General features: G+C 35.3%; 23 protein-coding genes. 4 read left to right on the top strand and 19 right to left on the bottom strand.

Annotated features, from left to right (window positions below; all coding sequences use genetic code 11):
* The 12 genes from HRU49_RS10915 to HRU49_RS10860 form a co-directional block, all read right to left on the bottom strand.
* On the bottom strand, positions 1 to 773 hold a 773-nt coding region (locus HRU49_RS10915; protein WP_296357080.1), incomplete at its 3' end, for an acetyl-CoA C-acyltransferase.
* A gap of 8 nt (positions 774 to 781) precedes the next feature.
* Entirely contained in the window at positions 782 to 1,189 is a 408-nt protein-coding gene (locus tag HRU49_RS10910; RefSeq protein WP_296357078.1) for a hotdog fold thioesterase, read from the bottom strand.
* Entirely contained in the window at positions 1,189 to 2,343 is a 1,155-nt protein-coding gene (locus HRU49_RS10905; RefSeq protein WP_296357076.1) for a 3-hydroxyacyl-CoA dehydrogenase NAD-binding domain-containing protein, read from the bottom strand. Before HRU49_RS10905 ends, HRU49_RS10910 begins: the two co-directional genes overlap by 1 nt.
* 254 nt (positions 2,344 to 2,597) lie before the next feature.
* The gene (locus tag HRU49_RS10900) at positions 2,598 to 3,533 is read right to left on the bottom strand and encodes a pyridoxal-phosphate dependent enzyme (protein WP_296357073.1); all 936 of its coding nucleotides are present in this window, start codon (positions 3,531 to 3,533) and stop codon (positions 2,598 to 2,600) included.
* Positions 3,534 to 4,316, bottom strand: coding sequence for an enoyl-CoA hydratase-related protein (locus tag HRU49_RS10895; protein ID WP_296357071.1), 783 nt, complete (start codon positions 4,314 to 4,316; stop codon positions 3,534 to 3,536).
* A 3-nt stretch (positions 4,317 to 4,319) separates the two neighbouring features.
* A complete protein-coding gene (paaD, locus tag HRU49_RS10890; protein ID WP_296357069.1) occupies positions 4,320 to 4,820 on the bottom strand; it encodes a 1,2-phenylacetyl-CoA epoxidase subunit PaaD in 501 nt (166 codons plus the stop codon).
* Between the two features lie 50 nt (positions 4,821 to 4,870).
* The gene (gene paaC / locus HRU49_RS10885; RefSeq protein ID WP_296357067.1) at positions 4,871 to 5,626 is read right to left on the bottom strand and encodes a 1,2-phenylacetyl-CoA epoxidase subunit PaaC; all 756 of its coding nucleotides are present in this window, start codon (positions 5,624 to 5,626) and stop codon (positions 4,871 to 4,873) included.
* Positions 5,626 to 5,916 (bottom strand): 1,2-phenylacetyl-CoA epoxidase subunit PaaB, encoded by a 291-nt coding sequence (gene paaB / locus HRU49_RS10880; RefSeq protein ID WP_296357065.1) that lies wholly within the window; start codon positions 5,914 to 5,916, stop codon positions 5,626 to 5,628. The genes paaC and paaB overlap by 1 nt, the downstream gene beginning before the upstream one ends.
* Positions 5,917 to 5,924: 8 nt before the next feature.
* Positions 5,925 to 6,881 (bottom strand): 1,2-phenylacetyl-CoA epoxidase subunit PaaA, encoded by a 957-nt coding sequence (gene paaA / locus HRU49_RS10875; protein WP_363146679.1) that lies wholly within the window; start codon positions 6,879 to 6,881, stop codon positions 5,925 to 5,927.
* Positions 6,882 to 6,953: 72 nt separating this feature from the next.
* Complete coding sequence (locus HRU49_RS10870; RefSeq protein WP_296357063.1) at positions 6,954 to 8,027, bottom strand: FAD-binding oxidoreductase; 1,074 nt, start codon at positions 8,025 to 8,027, stop codon at positions 6,954 to 6,956.
* A 66-nt stretch (positions 8,028 to 8,093) separates the two neighbouring features.
* The gene (locus HRU49_RS10865) at positions 8,094 to 8,672 is read right to left on the bottom strand and encodes a TetR/AcrR family transcriptional regulator (RefSeq protein ID WP_296357061.1); all 579 of its coding nucleotides are present in this window, start codon (positions 8,670 to 8,672) and stop codon (positions 8,094 to 8,096) included.
* Positions 8,669 to 9,289, bottom strand: coding sequence for a DUF4230 domain-containing protein (locus HRU49_RS10860; protein WP_296357059.1), 621 nt, complete (start codon positions 9,287 to 9,289; stop codon positions 8,669 to 8,671). The genes HRU49_RS10865 and HRU49_RS10860 overlap by 4 nt, the downstream gene beginning before the upstream one ends.
* Before the next feature lie 90 nt (positions 9,290 to 9,379).
* Between HRU49_RS10860 and HRU49_RS10855 the strand changes: the two genes are divergently transcribed.
* Entirely contained in the window at positions 9,380 to 11,110 is a 1,731-nt protein-coding gene (locus HRU49_RS10855; protein ID WP_296357055.1) for an amidohydrolase, read from the top strand.
* Positions 11,107 to 11,286, top strand: coding sequence for a hypothetical protein (locus HRU49_RS10850; RefSeq protein WP_296357054.1), 180 nt, complete (start codon positions 11,107 to 11,109; stop codon positions 11,284 to 11,286). Before HRU49_RS10855 ends, HRU49_RS10850 begins: the two co-directional genes overlap by 4 nt.
* Before the next feature lie 589 nt (positions 11,287 to 11,875).
* Here HRU49_RS10850 and gldC read toward each other — a convergent pair.
* The gene (gldC, locus tag HRU49_RS10845; RefSeq protein WP_296357052.1) at positions 11,876 to 12,211 is read right to left on the bottom strand and encodes a gliding motility protein GldC; all 336 of its coding nucleotides are present in this window, start codon (positions 12,209 to 12,211) and stop codon (positions 11,876 to 11,878) included.
* Positions 12,211 to 13,173, bottom strand: coding sequence for a gliding motility lipoprotein GldB (gene gldB, locus HRU49_RS10840; protein WP_296357050.1), 963 nt, complete (start codon positions 13,171 to 13,173; stop codon positions 12,211 to 12,213). The genes gldC and gldB overlap by 1 nt, the downstream gene beginning before the upstream one ends.
* 84 nt (positions 13,174 to 13,257) lie before the next feature.
* Here gldB and nadE point away from each other — a divergent pair, with 84 nt between their 5' ends.
* On the top strand, positions 13,258 to 14,046 hold the full coding sequence (gene nadE, locus HRU49_RS10835) for an NAD(+) synthase (RefSeq protein ID WP_296357049.1): 789 nt from the start codon (positions 13,258 to 13,260) through the stop codon (positions 14,044 to 14,046).
* A 134-nt stretch (positions 14,047 to 14,180) separates the two neighbouring features.
* Entirely contained in the window at positions 14,181 to 14,810 is a 630-nt protein-coding gene (locus HRU49_RS10830) for a response regulator transcription factor (protein ID WP_296357047.1), read from the top strand.
* An 8-nt stretch (positions 14,811 to 14,818) separates the two neighbouring features.
* On the opposite strand, the gene dnaG is transcribed toward HRU49_RS10830, so the two are convergent.
* The 5 genes from dnaG to HRU49_RS10805 all read right to left on the bottom strand — a co-directional run.
* Positions 14,819 to 16,786: a DNA primase gene (gene dnaG, locus HRU49_RS10825; RefSeq protein ID WP_296357046.1), complete on the bottom strand. Its 1,968-nt coding sequence runs from the start codon at positions 16,784 to 16,786 to the stop codon at positions 14,819 to 14,821.
* 188 nt (positions 16,787 to 16,974) lie between these two features.
* Positions 16,975 to 18,102, bottom strand: coding sequence for a hypothetical protein (locus HRU49_RS10820; protein ID WP_296357044.1), 1,128 nt, complete (start codon positions 18,100 to 18,102; stop codon positions 16,975 to 16,977).
* Positions 18,103 to 18,146: 44 nt separating this feature from the next.
* Positions 18,147 to 18,929 carry a hypothetical protein gene (locus tag HRU49_RS10815; protein WP_296357041.1) on the bottom strand — a complete coding sequence of 261 codons (783 nt, stop codon included), beginning with the start codon at positions 18,927 to 18,929 and terminating at the stop codon, positions 18,147 to 18,149.
* The gene (locus HRU49_RS10810) at positions 18,916 to 19,479 is read right to left on the bottom strand and encodes an RNA polymerase sigma factor (protein ID WP_296357039.1); all 564 of its coding nucleotides are present in this window, start codon (positions 19,477 to 19,479) and stop codon (positions 18,916 to 18,918) included. The genes HRU49_RS10815 and HRU49_RS10810 overlap by 14 nt, the downstream gene beginning before the upstream one ends.
* Positions 19,480 to 19,598: 119 nt before the next feature.
* A partial coding sequence (locus HRU49_RS10805; RefSeq protein ID WP_296357037.1) for a polyprenyl synthetase family protein occupies positions 19,599 to 20,028 on the bottom strand: 430 nt, incomplete at its 5' end.

Below are 20,028 nucleotides of genomic sequence, written 5' to 3'. Positions count from 1 at the left end.
TTTAAACCTGAGGCATTTCCTGCCGTAACACTACCACCTTCTTTTTTGAATGCTGTTCTTAATTTTCCTAGAACTTCAAGCGAGGTATTTGGTTTTACGAACTCATCTCTAGAAAATTGGATGGGATCTTTTTTTCGTTGTGGAATTTCAACTGTAACAATTTCCTTAGCTAACCTTCCATTGTCTTGCGCTTTTGTGGCTTTCATCTGACTCCAATAGGCGAATTTATCCTGATCTTCGCGAGATATATTATATTTTTCAACTAGGTTTTCAGCAGTCATTCCCATACCATCTGTACCATACATTTCATGCATCTTTGGATTAACAAATCTCCATCCAAATGTTGAATCATACATTTTAGAATCACCTCCAAAAGCACTTGAGGGTTTTGCCATAACATAAGGGCCACGTGTCATGTTTTCCACACCGCCAGAAATAAACAGGTCACCATCTCCTGCTTTTATGGCACGATTTGCATGAATAATGGCTGACAATCCAGAACTACATAAACGATTTACAGTTTCACCAGGAACAGTAAAAGGTAGACCTGCTAATAACAATGACATGCGCGCAACGTTACGATTATCCTCACCTGCTTGATTGGCACAACCCATAATAACATCATCATAAGCCTCTTTTGGGATATTAGGATTTCGCTTTACAACCTCAGAGATGACTAACGCACCCAAATCGTCTGTTCGAACTGCGGATAGTGTCCCTTTATAATTTCCTATTGGTGTACGTACACCATCAATAATATATGCTTCTTTCATTTAATTTTTTATTTCTCCCAGTCTTTCTGAGTTCTATAAACAACACCTTTAAAAAGTGCAACTAATTCTTTACCTCGTTTTACCTCAACTATATTAAAACCGAGTTTGTTATTTACTTTTTCAATCACAGATTCTGCAACTAAGTAATCGCCTTCTTCTAATGCTTCAATATGGTTAATACTTGTCTCAATAGACACCGCATATTTACCGTGTGTATTAGCTGCAAATCCAAATGCCGTGTCAGCTAAGGCGTAACTAATTCCGCCATGTGCAAAACTCATGCTATTGAGCATTTCTTTCCGGATGCTCATTGCTACTTTACATCTGCCAATTTCACATTCTAAAATCTCAACACCTAACCATTGACTGTAGGCATCTTGACTTAACATTTTATATGGAATTTGTGTACCTTCCATTAAAAGAATGTTTTTTGTTCTTTATTCATTCTACGAAGCAATGGACTACAACGGTAACGATCTTCATGATATATTTCATATAAGGTATCTAGTCGATTAACGCACCAGTCTATACCTTTTTCATCTGCCCAAGCCAATAGACCTTTTGGGTAATTAACCCCTTTGGTCATGGCATTATCTATGTCAGATGCAGAGGCAATATTTAAAAATAAAGCATCAGCCGCTTCATTTATCAACATCACTAAAACACGATCAAAAATTTGTTGCCCAAGTAGCTTATCTTCATTAGGCTGAGGCTTTTCAGAACCTTTGGAATAATCATAATAACCCTTGCCCGATTTACGACCTAAGTAACCAGCCTCAGCAAATCGTTTTTGTGTAAATGCTGGTTTATATCTTGGATCGAAATAAAATGCTGTAAATACTGTTTCGGTGACCGTATAATTAACATCATTTCCAATAAAATCCATGAGTTCAAATGGTCCCATTCTAAAACCACCTAGTGTTTTTAAACTCCAATCAATTGTTGCAAAATCGGCAATCCCTTCTTCATAAATTCTCAAGGATTCCCCATAAAAAGGCCTTGCAACTCTATTTACGATAAAGCCAGGGGTGTCTCTGGCTACAGCCACAACTTTTTTCCAATCTGAAATGATTTTCTCGGATTTGTCTAGACAATCTTTAGATGTTTGAATGGCTGGAATCACCTCAACCAACCTCATCAATGGAGCTGGATTAAAAAAGTGAATTCCTATACATCGTTCAGGTTTTTGTAGAGCCGAAGCAATAGAAGCAATAGATAAACTCGATGTATTTGATGCAATAATACAATCGTCAGAAACATAAGTTTCAAGCTCAGAAAACACCTTTTGCTTAATATCGAGATTTTCAACTATAGCTTCTATTGTTATATCTGAATCTGATAATGCTTTTAGATTATCTACATAGGAAATATTAGCTTGAATACGTTGCTTTTCAGCATCATCAATTCTCCCTTTTTCTATTAATCGATTCAATATTTTCTCAAGGCTTGCTTTTGCTTTGTCTAAAGCAGCTTGATTTGTATCATAAAGTTTTACTTTAGAATCTGCGGTAGCGGCAACTTGCGCTATGCCGCTTCCCATTGTCCCAGAACCTATAATTCCTACATTCATATTTATTTCCTGCAGAAGCAGGAATCTTTTTAATTAAACTTTATTTTTTCTTTCCATTCATTTTGTCTTGAAACAAAACGAATCAAAAATTCAAGTTGAAATAAGGAATTTTTCAATCTGATTTTTCCAGCTTGAAAACCAAAAATAAAATCTAAATTCAGTCCAAGGCTTCCTGGATTCTTAACGATTTGATTTTTATATTCTGTATTTCAACACTTATTTCAATGCTTCGCATTGAGAATTTTTATCACCTTTTAAAAAGGTAAGTTTTTAACATCAACATTACCTCCTGATAATATTATGCCTACCTTTTTATTTTTAAATTCTTCTTTATTCTTTAAAACTGCCGCAAAAGGTACCGCGCAAGATGGCTCAATAATTATTTTCATACGTTCCCAAATAATTTGCATGGCCTCAACAATCTCATGCTCTTCTACTCTTATAATTTTATCAACATGCTTTTTTATAATTGGAAAATTCCGATCACCTAAGTGGGTACGCAATCCATCGGCAATGGTATGAAAGCTATCATTAGTTTCAATTTCTCCAGATACTAAAGAGCGATAAGCGTCATCTGCTTCCATTGGTTCACCACCTATGACTTGACATTTCGTTGAAAAATATTTTGCTGCCAAAGCAGTACCAGCAATTAACCCTCCACCTCCTACTGGTGTTAAAATTACATCTAATTCTGGACATTCTTCTAATAATTCTATCGCTGCAGTGCTATTGCCATAAATGACCTCATCTTGATTTGAAGGATGTAGAAAAGACGCCCCTTTTTGTTCCTTAATTTTATTTGCTGTAGACTCCCTGGCTTGTGGTGTTGATTCGCACTCAATAATCTCACCGTTATAGGTCTTTACTCCATTCTTTTTAACCTGAGGCGCGTTTTCTGGCATAACGATATACGCCTTAACGTCAAGTTTTTGTGCAGCGAGTGAAACGGCTTGTGCAAAATTACCTGATGAGTGGGTGACTACCCCACGATTCCTTTCTTCATTAGATAAGGACAATATAGCATTGGCAGCACCACGCATCTTAAAGGCACCCATTTTTTGAAAGTTCTCACATTTAAATACAACATCTGCACCTACCATAGCATTAATGAGGCTAGAGCTTAGGACAGGTGTCTTATGGATAAAAGGTTTTATCCTATTATGAACTTCTAAAAGGATCTGCTTATCCATTTAATTTCCTTTGAAATTCGGCTTACGCTTTTCTATGAATGCAGCAACACCCTCAGCATAATCATTACTGCTTGCAGCTTCTATTTGTAATTTTGACTCTAAAGCCAATTGGTCTTCTAGAGTATTAGTCATTGAACTATTAAATAATTCTTTGATTAAGCCTAAGGCTTTTGTGGGCATATTGGCTAACTTTTGTGCCAATGCATCTATGGTAGTATCAAACTCATCAAGTGAAACGGACTTATAAATCATTCCCATTCGCTCAGCTTCTTCTGCAGAAATTTTATCACCCAGCATGGCTAAAGCTTGCGCTTTTTGAAAACCTATTAACCTTGGTAAAAAGAAAGTCCCCGCACTATCTGGAACCAAGCCTATGAGACTAAATGCTTGAATAAAACTTACCTTTTCATGTGCAATAACAATGTCACAAGCCAAGGCAATATTTGCACCAGCACCAGCTGCAACACCATTGATTGCACCAATGATTGGCTTTTTAATGGATCGCAATTTTATAATAATTGGGTTATAATGCTCTTCTAAAATCTTTTTAAACCCTGGATTTAATTCTGGATCTGTTACCTCTTTTAAATCTTGTCCGGCACAAAAAGCCTTTCCATTACCAGTGAGTACAATGGCTCTTACGTCATCATTAGCCTCACAAGCATCTAATATGCTTTGAAGGCTTAAAGCCATTTCTCTATTAAAACTATTAAATACCTCAGGTCGATTTAAAGTGATAACCGCAACCTTATTGGCTACATGAAGTTGTATTGATTGATTCATATTTTATTTTAAACATTTAAAGTAATCAAATGGCTCTTGGCAATCCTCACACTGAAATTGAGCCTTACAGGCTGTTGAACCAAATTGACTTACCATACGTGTATTCGCTGATCCACAGTTAGTACATTTAACAAGTCGCTTTCCCTCCAATAACACACTCTTATCCGCTTCAGCGTCAAGAGGTGCTGCAATACCATAATCTTCTAATGCTTTTCTTCCTCTCGAAGTAATCCAATCGGTAGTCCATGCTGGATATAAAATTAAGTCTATTTCTGCTTTGTAACCAGCTTTGATAAGGGCACTTTTAATATCATCACCTATTACATCCATTGCTGGGCAACCACTATACGTCGGTGTGATTTCAACCTTAACAGTATCATCAATTATTATTGCAGATCGAACAACTCCCATATCCATAATAGATAGCACTGGAATCTCAGGATCAGAAACTTTTTCTAGTATTGCTACAAGATCGTTGTCTATGTTTTGTTTAGTTGTCGTCATATTAATGATGTTATCCTGAAATTAGTTCAGGATAACAAATCAATGATTTATCACCATTCCATATTTGGATAGGTGCGTTGCATATACTGTAAATCTGATAAAAGATACCCCAAATGTTCAGTATGAATTCCTTTTTTACCTCCTTTTTGAAAGTATTTAGAGTCTGGAATATGAAGTGTAGCCTCTTCCAGCAATTCTTTAACGCTGTTGTAATAAGCATCTTTAAGTAATGTAGCATCAACACCAATACCTTGACTTACCATTTCTTTATCCGATTCTGTTAGATGAAATAACTCATCTGTGTAAGTCCAAAGGTCATCTATTGCTTCTTGCATTTTTTGACGACTTTGTTCGGTACCATCGCCTAAGCGCTTTACCCAGTCCGATGAAAAACGCTCGTGATAACTTACCTCTTTAACACATTTATTGGCGATTGCTGCTAACGTTAAATCCGTACTCTTTTGTAGCTCTTTTAAAAAAGCCAAATGATACACATCAAACAAAAATTGACGTCCAATTGTATACGCGAAATTCGTGTTTGGTTGTTCTGCAAGGAGTACATTTTTATATTCGCGTTCTTTGCGTAACATTGCGATATCATCTTCTGTTCTTCCATCTCCAGCAATTTTACTAGCATATTGAAAATAACTTCTTACCTGACCGAATAAATCTAATGAAATATTGGTACAAGCGATATCCGTTTCTAAACTAGGTCCATGACCACATAATTCACCCATTCGTTGTCCTAAAATGAGACTATTATCTGCAATACCTAAAATGTAATTATATAAATATTGGTTTTTCATTACATATGTTTTACTTCGTCTGGTAAATCATAAAACGTAGGATGGCGATATACCTTGTCCTGAGCTGGTTCAAACAACTCACCATTATTTTCAGGGTTTGATGCCGTAATATGTTTTGATTCAACAACCCATATACTTACACCCTCATTACGCCTGGTGTATACATCTCGTGCATTTTCTAAAGCCATATCTGCATCTGCTGCATGTAAGCTCCCACAGTGCCTATGCTCTAATCCGTTTTTACTTCTTACAAAGATTTCCCAAAGGGGCCAATTTTTTACTGACATCATCTATCGTTTTAAACTGCTTGTTTTTCTTTTCTATTCTGCGCTTTCTCGGCATAAGCCATGGCTGCATCCCTTACCCATTCTCCACGTTCCCAAGCACCAACTCGCGCTTTCATACGCTCTTTATTCATTGGTCCGTGACCTTTCACAACTTGCCAAAACTCATCCCAATCAATTTCGCCAAAATCATAGCTTCCACGTTCTTCATTCCATTTTAAAGCTGGATCCGGAATTGTAAGACCTATTAAATCTGCTTGAGGTACTGTTTGATCAATAAACTGCTGACGTAATTCATCATTAGTTTTACGCTTCAGCTTCCATTTCATTGACTGTGCCGTATGCACCGATTTATCATCAGTAGGACCCAACATCATTAAGCTTGGCCACCACCATCTATTCAATGCATCTTGAGCCATTTCCTTTTGCTCTTCAGTTCCATTTGCCAATTTTAGCATAATCTCAAACCCCTGGCGTTGATGAAAACTTTCTTCTTTACAAACACGGATCATTGCTCTTGCATATGGCCCATAACTTGTATTACATAATGGTACTTGATTAATGATGGCTGCACCATCTACTAGCCATCCAATAGCACCCATGTCCGCCCAGGTTAAGGTTGGATAATTAAAAATACTAGAATACTTGGCCTTACCAGTGTGCAGTTGGTCGTATAATTCCTCTCTAGAAGCACCCAACGTTTCTGTTGCAGAATACAAATACAATCCATGCCCAGCCTCATCTTGTACTTTGGCAAGTAAAGCTACTTTTCGTCGCAAAGAGGGTGCTCTTGTAATCCAATTACCTTCTGGAAGCATTCCAACAATTTCAGAATGCGCATGCTGTGACATTTGTCTAATATGGGTTTCCCTATACTTTTCCGGCATCCAATCTTTAGGTTCAATTTTCTCATCACGAGCAATACGTGCCTCGAATTCTTTTTCTAAACTTTTAATTTGATCTTCACTCATTTCATTTCGCTTTTGGCTATTAGCTTTTCGCTTTTAGCGGGTGCAACTTATTTTTCTTTTTCTATATGTTTTTTAGACATCAAAGTCTACTACTACCTTATCTGATGTTGGCACGGCCTGACAACTTAGAACTAAGTTTTGTGACACTTCTTTTTCATCTAAAGCATAATTAATCTTCATTTCTACAGAACCATCAATAACCTCACACTTACAAGTACTGCAAACTCCACCTTTACATGCAAAAGGCAAATCGGCACCAGCACCAAGCGCTGCATCTAAAATATTATCATATGTCTTGGTCATGGTGAACAAAAATTCTTTACCCCCATCGACAATAGTGACTTGTGTTCCTTCAACGTTTTGCTTAGCTAAGCGTTCTGCGCGTTTAATATCTTCATCCGACAGGCCAGTTACAAATAATTCAAAATGAACCAATTCTTTCGGTAAACCTGCGTCTATTAGATATTGACTAACATATTTTACCATTTGTTCTGGGCCACAAAGAAACACTTCGTTGGTATCTGGAATATCAATAAAAGTGTTGGTCAGAATTTTCATTTTTTCATCATCAAAACGACCATTAAACAGTTTTATATCTCGGCGTTCTTTTGTTAAAAAATAGTAGATTTCTAATCGACCGAAATACGTATTTCTAAGTTGCTCTAACTCTTCTTTGAAGATAATTGATTTTGCAGTTTTATTGACATAAAATAATTTACAAGTCGAATTTGGTTCTGCTTGTAAATGTGCTTTTAACATTGATAGGACAGGAGTAATTCCGCTACCAGCGGCAAAAAATAAGTAATTCTTTGAAACATCAGGATTAACGTCCACACCAAATGTACCACTCGGGGCCATCACTTCTAGACTATCACCTGACTTTAATTCTTGGTTGATATATGTTGAAAACTTACCTCCAGGTATTTGCTTTACCGCAACTTGCCACTTACCATCCGAAGGACCAGAACACAAAGAATAAGAACGTCTTACATCTTCATCATTAATATCTGCCCTCAGTGTTAAATGTTGACCTTGTCTAAACTGGAAGTCATTACGCAATTCGGTTGGCACTTCAAAAGTTACTACCGACGTATCTTCAGTTTCTTTGTAAATATCTTCAATAACAAGGTTATAAAATTCTGCCATTCAATTTTAATTTATGAAACTAACAACTGTTAGTTTCATCAACAAAGTTATAAAATTTAATCTAAACTATTTGTTAATAATTCCTTCTATGAGAATTTGATAAAGTGTTGTTGTGAATTCTTCGAGATTTAAATCTTCCTTTTTTGGAATCCAAATATAGAGGGATCTTAAGGTGGTTAATATTGAAAATAACATTACTTCAGGATTGGCTTCAATAATGTCGCTAGCAGTAATTCCATCAACAAGAATAGTCCTAAAATCATCCTCATATTCTACTCTTAATTTCTTGTAATAGTCAAGCCTTTCTTCAAGATGCATCCAGTCATTGTTGAGAGATGCCATAGCATAACTATTCTGACTAGACAGCTTCACATGCAATTGGATGATCTGCTTCAGTTTGTCGATGGTATTATTATTAGATGATTTAATGCTTTGCATACCATTAGTGAATGCCTCTGCTAAAGAAATAATAACTGCATCGAGTATATCTTGTTTGGAAGTAATATGATTGTAAAGACTCGCTGCCTTAATACCCATTTTTGCAGCTATATCGCGCATGGTTACAGCAGTATATCCTTTTTCTTTAAAAAGTTGCGCTGCTACACGAACAATTTCCTCTTTGCGTGTTTCAGATTTTGGGCTCAAAGTTTAAAATCTATAGTTTTAAAGGATTCCATTGAATCAATAGGCGTGTTATTATATTTTAAGGTCCAACCTAGAGAATTTGTAAGTATAAAAAATTTAGAAAGTTCACTAATTAATCTATTCTTAGCATTTGACTTAAGTTCTGATCCTTCGACTTTTTTCATCAAAGATGACTTGACAGTTTCTTTAATTTCATTATAGTCTTCTGCTTCAAATTGATTAAGAAAGTCCTCCTGAATATCATAATATTCTAAATCTGGACTAATCTTTATTTCCTCTTCCGGAATGTTGATAATGTGAAGTGTCTTAGAAGCTTCATCAATTTTGTAATCTATTCGACTTAAATCATAGCCAACTGTCACATTTGCATTGACAATAACAACAGCTCTTTTTTCTGCTTCCATTAAATCGCCAAATACAGCTTTTGAATTCTCATAGGTAAATACCTCACTAAAATACCCTTCAGTCACAACCAACTTTCCAACATTCTTAATCTGCTCTTGTATTAAAGCTGAATTTTCTTTTAGAACTATATTTGCTTCGTTCTTGTCACCACAATACTTGAAGCAAAAAAGAATTATAAGCGTAATAATTACACCCAATAGAATTTTTCGCATAGGCTAATTTAAAAAATTATCTCGTCAATGATTATCCATTAAACTATACTCATCAAATAATTGTAACTTCGAAAACAAATCCTAATACTTATGCAACGTTTAAAATCCTTTCTTTTCTATTCTAGTCTTTTCTTGTTCATGGTACTATTAAGTTCTTGCTCTGATAACAATAAAGTATATGCAACGATGCTTATTTATGGCGGCACCATTTACACCGTAGATTCTAATACTTCAACTGTTGAAGCTGTTGCCACAAAGGACAACAAGATCATTTTTGCCGGATCCTTAGCAGAAGCAGAACTGTATAAAAATAAAGATACGCAATTACTAGATTTAGGCGGAAAAACGATGACTCCTGGGCTTATTGAAGGTCATGGTCATTTTATGGGTTTAGGGTATAATGAGCTCAACCTAGACCTTATGCACACAACGAGCTATCAAGCTATTGTAGATGCAGTTGCAGAGCGTGTTAAAACCGCTAAACCTGGGGAATGGATTACTGGTCGCGGTTGGCACCAAAGCAAATGGGATAGTATGCCTTCTGATATTGTACACGGTTTTCAAACACATCACTTACTTAGTGAAGTGTCACCCGACAATCCTGTTTATTTACGACATGCTAGTGGTCATGCGGGTTTTGCCAATGAAAAAGCAATGGAAATTGCGGGATTAGTAAATTTAGCATTAGACGGTGTTAAAACCTATGACGTTGAAGGTGGTGAGGTCTTAGTTGATGCCTCTGGAAAACCTACAGGCGTCTTTAACGAACGTGCTCAAACCTTGATTACACAGCATATTCCAGAGCGCACTCCAGAGTCTGACAATAAAGCCTTCCAATTAGCTGTTGAAGCGTGTCATAAAAATGGCATTACAAGTTTTCATGATGCAGGAATACCAAAAGAGACCATTGCATTGTACGATAAAATGAAATCTGAAGGAAAAATGCGAACACGTATTTACGCGATGCTTACAGGTTGGGATGAAGACTTACTTAATAACTGGTTCCAAAAAGGTATAATGGTAGATGAAGACCACTTATTTACAATTAGGTCTGTTAAATTAAATTGTGATGGTGCTCTTGGCTCTCGTGGTGCTTGGCTATTAGAACCATATTCTGATAGACCAGATCATTTTGGACATGAAACTCTTCCTATGGAATTTGTAAAAAAGACAGCATTAAATGGACTTAACTATGGTTTTCAGGTGTGTTCTCACGCTATTGGAGATCGTGCTAATAGAGAAATTTTAGACCGCTACGAGTTAGCCATGAAGGAATTGCCTGAATCGGCAGTAGATCACAGATTTAGAATTGAACACGCACAGCATTTACATCCTGAGGACATTCCACGATTTGCAGAATTGAAGGTTATACCTGCTATGCAGGCCGTTCATATGTCATCTGACCGTCCTTGGGCTATTGATAGACTAGGTGAAAAACGCATTAAAGAAGGCGCTTACATGTGGCAAGACTTATTACAAAGTGGAGTTCCTATTGTCAATGGTACAGATGTCCCTGTAGAACCAATTAACCCTATAGCAAGTTTTTATGCCAGTGTTAGTCGAAAAACATTGAAAGGTTTGCCAGAGGGTGGTTACGAACCAGAACAAAAAATGACCCGAGAGCAAGCACTTAAATCATACACATTAGATGCTGCTTTTGGTGCTTTTGAAGAAGATATTAAAGGATCTATAAGCGTAGGCAAACTTGCAGATTTTACAATCTACGATCAAGATATTATGACCGTAGCAGAAGAAAAAATTCTTGAAACCAAAATAATGATAACCATATTTGACGGTAAGGTAGTTTACGTAAACAATTGATGCAGTCTTATCAAGCACGCAAAATAGAATTCAAAGGTTATCTCAGCATTGACAACTGGCCGTTAAAAGTATACACTATTGTTAAGGATGGCACTTTTGAATATCCAGAATTCTACGCTAATGTACAATTACAGCTTCCAAATTGGTTAAGTCTTGATAACAGTTTTAATTCTTAATGGTAAACGCAACATAGACAAGGTTGATATTTTCAATAATAATCTTAAAAAAACATTCAGTATTAATAACACCTCTTCTAAAATTTCACTTGAAAATTTCCGACTAGTCGCTATGTTACTCAAGCTAAAGTGCATGATAAATTAATTATAATGACACTTCTAAGACATATGCCTTCTAATAAATCCTTATCTAAAATTGAGAAAAAGGCTTCGAAAAAAGATTCTTGTGATAGTAACCTTCAAATTAAAAATAGCTATGAAAAAAAACAATTAAAAGCTAATTTCACTGCAAAAGCCCTATTCAAATTGAGAAATTTTAAGAGATAGTTAAGAGCACAAATAAAGGACATAGCCCAAGCAAGCTGATGCGCATTGGAAATAACACAGATGCGGAACGAATGATTGCACCGCACAATATTGATCTTAATTCAAAAGCTAACAAACGCAATCAACTAAAAATTTAGGAAGTTAATGATACTTCCGCTTTTATGTCTCAAAAGACGAAATCCAAATTATGCGACTATTGCAAAGCCTGAGTGCTTTAATATAAATACCTTACGAGCATTCAAAAGGCTCAGAGATCTAAGATCTACTGCTTTAATTCGAGCTTTTCCGCAAAGTAATCACAGAAATCTTTCATGGTGGCCGTCATTTTCTCATCTTGCGTTGCACGTAAAAATGCATCACTCATCGTAACTAAAGTTTGATGAAAAAACTTTTTCATTTCATCTACTGGCATGTCCTTAGTCCATAGATCTATTTTAAGGGTTTCCTGAGCTACACTATCCCAAACAGATAACATAATTGCTTTCGCTTCCTCATTATTTACTCCCCCATCTTCGGCTGACCATTTTAATTTTTCTGGTACTCTATTCTCATCGAGTTCCACTTTTAATTCTATTGTAGAGGTTATGGTTTTAGACATTATTTCTTTGGTTTAAACTTTGCTTTATTAAAAATTTCTTCTGCTTCTTCTTGTAATATATCTAATGGCTTTTGTCCAGTCTTATCAGCGTAGGCTTTAACAATTTGCCATCCTATATACTGACCTAGCCTGCCAGGTGATTCATTATCTAATTGTAAATAAAACTTTGAAAACGGTGCATCTGTGATAAAACGATTTAACAATCTACTGTCCGTACTGTAAAGCATTTCATTCTCTACAAAATGACTCCAGATTGGACTTTCATTAGCTTCAGCCCATTGTATTTGCTCTTCAGTATATCCAATTTTATCAGCGTCAGAAAAATTAGGAATCATGATATCTTTAAAATACAATAGCTTACCAAAATAAATCATTTCATCCAATAAGGTTTTGCGATCGGTTTGAAAGCTATATTTTTCCGCATAGTTCTGAGTTATGTCTGGTACAATCTGTGACGGCTTCATATTGGCTGCAATGTATCTCGGTATATTTTGATAAAATTCGTGATCTTCTCCTAAGAAATTATCTAGCGCAATTAGTAATAAAGTATCAGTAACAATAGTTTTATTTCTATAATCCACATCATTCGTTAATGTCACCACACGAGGCACTTTAAATGTTTTATCGTAATATTTAAGATGCTGAAAGAGACGATTTAGGTTGGTTTTTTCTTCTGAAAACTCCTTGAAAGACGTTGATACTTCGTTAAGTAATAAATCCTGAAGAGTATCTTCAATTCTCTCAATCCAGATAGAATCTGACACCCTTTTAGAAAACAAAAATGGATATGCTTGTTTTAACTGTGGCAAATCTTTAGTCTGTGCCTGGAGATAAGCCTTATCAAATCGTTCCACAATAAAATCCACTTCAACAGATTGAATCTCTTTTTCAAGCTTAGAATCATTTTCACAGGACGTAAATATCACAGCGATTAGAGCAACAAGGAAAAATCTTAATGACATATCATAAAACATTTTTAATCCTAACACGATTACTTTATTTTTGTTGTACAAAGGTACACTTCTTTGTAGTAAATCTTAAATATTATGCAGGCAGAAAAGATTGTAGATCACATTGTAAATTGGTTAAAAGAATATGCAGTAGATGCAAGAGTTAATGGATTTGTTGTTGGTGTTTCAGGAGGTATTGATTCTGCTGTTACCTCTACTCTTTGCGCCATGACTGGCTTGGACCTTTTGTGCATTGAAATGCCAATACACCAAGCAGTGAGTCATGTTACCAGAGCGCAAGAACATATTTCACAATTAAAAAATCGCTTTTCAAATGTGAGCGACTCTAGAGTAGACTTGACTCCTGTATTCGAAGAATTTAAAACAGAAGTAAGCCTAGATGGCAAAGACGAAACGGTAGACATGGCCTTAGCCAATACACGCGCTAGATTGCGTATGACAACCCTATATTATCATGCAGGTTTACTAGGAAGATTAGTTGCAGGTACAGGGAATAAGGTTGAAGATTTTGGTGTTGGATTTTTTACCAAGTATGGTGACGGAGGTGTTGACTTAAGTCCTATTGCTGACTTACTTAAATCCGAAGTATATGATTTGGGCGCCTATCTAAATGTACCAGAATCTATTATGAAAGCTGCACCAAGCGACGGCTTATTCGGAGACGCACGAAGTGATGAAGATCAAATCGGAGCCTCATATCCGGAATTGGAATGGGCTATGCAAATGAAAGATAAAGGTAAAAATGCAGACGACTTCTCTGGACGAGAGCAGGAAGTTTTCAAGATATTTACGAGCTATTACAAAAAAAATCAACACAAAATGAACCCTATTCCAGTTTGTGAGATTCCTAAAAAATTAAGATAAAAACTACCGTTTAACGAATAAATTAGCAAAACTGCTTTATTTTTAGTTACTTTTACGTAACAAATCTCCACCACACCCTTGATTTAACTTTTGTTGCATACTCTTAACCCTAACCAAACACAAAATCAATTGTCATGATACATATTTTGATTGTTGACAGCCATCCTATTGTAAGGACAGGCTTAGAATTGTTCTTAAATAGCAAACCAGATTTAAACGTAGTAGGTAAGTTAAGTAGTGGTATTGAAATTTTTGAATTTGTAAGACGTCACAGAGTAGATGTAATTGTATCAGAAGTCGATTTGCCTGAACTTAATGGAATTACTGCATTAAGAGCCATTAAAAAAGATAACAAAACTATTAATGTGTTGATGTTTAGTCATCAGCCTGAAGAAATTTATGCCATTAGTACACTAAAGGCAGGTGCTTCAGGATACCTAAACAAAACTGCTGATGTTGAAAGTATTGAAGCGGCTATTCGAAAAATACACAGAGGTGAAATTTCTTTAAGTGAAAAAATGGACAAACATTTGCGCTATGAAGACACTAAGAAAAGTCGTAGCCGTTTGTTTAAGAAATTGTCAACACGAGAAGTTGAAGTTTTAAAACTTTTATCTATCGGACGCAAGAACAAAGAGATTGCTGAAGAATTAGATATTAACGAGAAGACCGTAAGTACATATAAAGCGAGACTATTTAAGAAGTTGAATGTAACTAATATCGTTGATTTAATTCATCAAGCTAAGCATCATAATCTTACCTAGCAAAGGTTTTAACCCCCAATTACCTTACCCAATTTACGAGAAAGAAGCATTTTAAGGCCAACATAATCTTTGACATCCTCTATAATAGCTCGTCTATCGATGTTGTCTTTTAAGGTTTCGTTTTTATATTCAGCGACTTTTTGGTCAATGCGGTAACAACGTAAACTCAAAATGGTTTGACTTACCAATTGTGCTATTGAATGCTCTTTTTCCTTAGGAATTATCTGGTTGCGTTCCCAGTCGTGAAGGTTATATTTTTCATCCTCCATTAAAATACTGGTTACTTCACTTGCAGACTCTTGATCTAACTGATTGACAAAGTCTTTGGTTGAAAAGTTATCATCTTGATTTAACTTGTCAATAATTGAATAATACAATACTTTAAACTGAGCATTAGAAAACATCATTTCGTCTTCTTGCAAATCCAAATAGATTTTTTCGAACACACGTGCTTCATGGATGGTTGGTTCTAAAAGCAAATCACCCGACACCTCATCTTCTTTTAGAATTAAATCCTCAAACTGTTCTGTTCTATTTCCATACAACATCAATATCTCAATAATCTTACGCTCTAGTTCATATTGCACATCAATTTTTGGCTTTTGCTGCGGCTGATCTTTCACCACCTCAAAAGCTTTTTGCTCTTGCTTTATTCTCTTGCTAGCATCTTGAATTTCTTTCTTGCTTATTTGCGCCAGGGTACTAAACAGTACATTTTCACTAATATCCATTATAGATGCGCACTCTCTAATATATATTTCACGCTTAATAGCATCCGGAATTTTAGCAATACTATTTACAATTTCTCTAATAGTTTCGGCTTTTTTGATTGGATCATTGTTGGCTTCTTTGACCAATAATGAGGCTTTAAACTGAATAAAGTCTTTAGCATTCTCATTGAGATAGCTAGTAAGCTCTTCTAAGGTATTTGACTTAGCAAAACTGTCTGGATCTTCGCCATCTGGAAAGGAGCAAACTTTTACATTCATACCTTGTTCTAAAATAAGATCAATACCACGTATTGAAGCTCTAATACCCGCAGCATCACCATCAAACAGTACCGTAATATTTTTAGTTAATCTGTTAATTAGTCTTATCTGCTCTGAAGTTAAGGCCGTTCCCGAAGATGACACCACATTTTTAACTCCTGTTTGATAAAATTGAATCACATCCGTATAACCTTCTACCAAATAGCAGTTATCTTCCTTAGCTATAGTTTGCTTAGCAAAATATAATCCATAGAGCACTTTACTCTTATGATATATTTCGCTTTCAGGCGAATTGAGATATTTGGCTGCCTTTTTATCGTTAGTAAGAATTCGACCTCCGAAGCCCAAAACACGCCCACTCATGCTGTGAATAGGAAACATAACACGACCTTTAAAACGATCGAAACGCTTCTCCTCTTTTACAATAGTGAGTCCTGTCTGCTCTAAAAATTCAATCTGATAGCCTTTTCCTAAAGCCTCATCAGTAAAGGCTTGCCACTCATCTAGGGAATATCCTAATTGAAACTTTTCTATCGTTTCTTCTGTGAAACCCCGTTCTTTAAAATAGCTAAGACCAATCGCCTTACCTTGGTCGGTTTTGTGTAATATTTTTTGAAAATACGTATTGGCATATTCACTCACTAAATACAAACTTTCACGAGCATCTGCTTGCGCCTTTTCTTCATCCGTACGTTCGGTTTCCTCAATTTCAATATTGTACTTCTTAGCTAAATATCGAATGGCTTCTGGATATGTAAAATGCTCGTGCTCCATTAAAAATGTCACAGCATTACCGCCTTTACCACTAGAGAAGTCCTTCCAAATCTGTTTTACTGGAGATACCATAAAACTTGGCGTACGCTCTTCACTAAATGGGCTTAATCCTTTAAAATTACTCCCTGCCTTTTTTAGTTGAACAAAATCACCAATCACCTCTTCGACGCGAGCAATTTCAAATACCTGAGCTATGGTGTTTTGTGAGATCAAATTCTAAATTTTTGTAAGCCTGTAAATTTAAGATAATCTATCAGTTTAGTACATAGTTATTGAAAAGTAATTTTAAAAAGGTGTTTAGCTTACCAATAGTATCACCTTAAATGTAATAAATCAAAAGCCCTAATCTATGACTAAGACTAAGGCTTTTTAACACTCAAAAATTGATTGATGATACTGGTCTAGTCCATATCAAATCGAATACCAACTGAAATATTATTTTGATCTACAATTTGATTTTTAAATAATGGGTTAAGATCATACTTTACATAAAGCGCTGTGCTTCCCCAAGCCAAATAACCACTCAATCCATAAACAAACTCATTTACTTCAAATCCACCGCGCTGCTTATTCTTTATGCGATTGCCATCTTCTTTATATTTTAGCTTTTGCATACTTCCAATGTTAAGACCCGCATAACCTCCAAGACCAACTTTAAACTTCTTTCGTGTAGAATACCTAAAGTATTTCTCCCTTTCAATCTTTTTAGATGGTCCAAATTCTAAATGAACAGGAAATACCAAATTGGTTGTTCTAAACTTTGCCTTATCCAATTCTATTGGAAATTCTTGTAAAGTAATTTCATCATTTTGGTTTACAAAAAACTGATTGTCTTTAACGTCTAGTTTGTTCCACTGAAATGAGAAACCGTATTTTATCCTCCAAAAATTAGTGTTATCAAAAATTCTAGTTTTCCAGGCATAACCTAACTCCATAAAACCTGATCCAGCAATCTTATATGGAGAATCGCCTAGGTCCTGATCTTCGATAAGTGCATTGTTAAAACCAAAAGCAAAGACAATATCAGACGTTGTTCTTCTGTCGTAGGGCCTTGGTCTATCGAATTCTTTTTTACCGATATAGATAAAGCTTTCATTTGTATCTTCGGAGCCGCCAATTCTAATTATGGTTTGATCGCCTTCTGTCTTTGGAAGACCTACCTGATATGCTTTGTCTGAGCGTTCATAAATGGCTATTTTTTTATCGATAATAGCTAACTTATCTTCAATATTTTTGGCTCTTTTCGTTGCCGCTTCTTTCTTTAAATTTTCAGCTTCTGCTGCAGAGATTTCCTTTTTATCTAAGCGTTTATTAATATCCTCAATATCTTGTTTTAAATACTGTTTCTCTTGCTCTTCAACCTTAACCCTTAATGCAACTAATTTTTGAATCTGCTCATTAATATAGTCTTGACGTGCGCTGTTCTTTGATTTTTGAACTTTTGTGGAGTCCTGACTTACTTGTGCTTGTAGTGTTGATAAAGACATGGCTACAATACCATATACTAATAATCGTGTAATTGTGTTCATAACTGTTCGTTTTTTGATGATATATTTATTTATATGATTCTAGTTTAATTGTTACGCTCGGCAACTGCTGTTTTAACCGTTTCGTAACTTCCCTTTAAAGCTTCAAACACCTTACTTCTAAATGACTGACCCATTTCTTCCTCAACATCTTCTAATAAGGATTTTGCATCTACAGTTTTTGACGTTTCCTTTTTGAGTTGATTTCTAAAAAGCTCTTTACTAGCAACTTTTAATAGGGAGTCAACTTCTTTATCTGTAACAATCGTATTTTCTGTTTTAATCGTACCTAAAGCTTTAGCAACTGCTTCTGTATTAATCAGTGCTTCTTTATTTAAAATCTCACTTTTATGAAACTGACTTGGGTCTTGTTCCAGTTTTGAATTGTCTTCTGCTCTTGTATCTGCAAATTGGATATCTTTTTTTGGTCTTTTCTTTACTGCAGATTTATAGTTTCTAATTTTTGGCTTATCCACAGATTGACTCTTCTTCTCATTTACCTCAATTGTTTCTTCTTCTAGAGCTAAATCTATTGTATTAGGCTCTTTAAATTGTGGTTGTTTTTCATCTATTTTCTGCTCCTTAACATCCTCATTTACCAATTCAGGTTTAGCTTCTTCAGCAGATTTAGACCCAAAGACCTGGATAGCAATTGCTAAAAATAGTATTAATCCTGCAGCGATACTTAGCCAACCAAACCAAGGCTTTTTAGATTGTCTTTCTTCTTTATCCAGACGATCAGACAATTTTGACCAACTATCTGCTGAAGGCTGTAAGCTTCTTTTTTCAAGCTTATCCTTTAATTGTTCTTCGAATTTAATTGGTGCCATAACTGCTTTTATTTAATTCTTTAATTTTATTTTGAAGCATCTTTCGCGCTTTAAAAAGTTGTGATTTGGAGGTGCCTTCTGAAATATTTAATAATTCTGCAATTTCAAAATGTTTGTAGCCTTCAATGGCATACATCACAAATACCATTCTATATCCTTCGGGGAGGCTATCTATTACTTGTTGTATTTCTGCAACTTCAATATTTGATTTAATATTGTTGTCATAATCGTGCTCTAAATGTTCATGCTCTGCCGCAAATTCTATAGTTTTCTTTTGGCGCAGATACGAAATTGCTTCTCTAACCATTATTCTCCTTATCCATCCTTCAAAACTCCCTTCGTTTTTAAATGATTTTAAGTGTTTAAAAACTTTAAAAAAACCGTTCAACATTACTTCTTCTGCCTGGTGCACATCCTTTATATAATACCTGCAAATACTTAGCATTTTTGGTGCATGTAACTCATACAATACATGTTGTGCTTCACGATTTTGTTTCGCTGCCCTTTGTATGAGTTTCGATTCGTTTTTATAAAGTTGTATAACTTTCATTTTGTTGATTACGATTGCACTTCTATTTATAAAGACGATTTATTGCTTAAAACGGTTGCCTGAAGCTAAAAAAATCTTTAACAAAATTTAAAAACTATTGATTACCAGTTTATTGGATTTTATTTTTTTCTATCAATAACATAGTCAACCATAATTTTAAGAGAAGTTTTAAATGGAGACTCAGGATAATTATCTAATAAACCAAGAGCTTCTTCTTGGAAGGTTTTCATCTTAGTGATAGCGTATTCAAGACCATTATTATCTTTTACAAATGCAATAACCTCTTTGACACGTTTTTTATCTTTATTGTGATTCTTAATAGAATTAATCAACCAGGACTTTTCCTTTTTAGAACAGTTATTTAAAACATGAATTAACGGCAAGGTCATCTTTTGCTCTTTAATGTCTATACCTGTAGGCTTACCAATAGCTTCTTCCCCATAGTCAAACAAATCATCCTTAATCTGGAAGGCCATACCAATAAGTTCCCCAAATTTACGCATGGTCTCAACTTCTTGAGAATTTGGTTTAACTGATGCAGCTCCTAGG

Origin of the sequence: Winogradskyella sp., assembly GCF_013213975.1 — a bacterium.
In the GTDB taxonomy this organism is placed as follows: domain Bacteria; phylum Bacteroidota; class Bacteroidia; order Flavobacteriales; family Flavobacteriaceae; genus Winogradskyella.
Note: the sequence above shows the minus strand (reverse complement) of the source record. Positions and strands in the feature narration are given on the sequence as shown.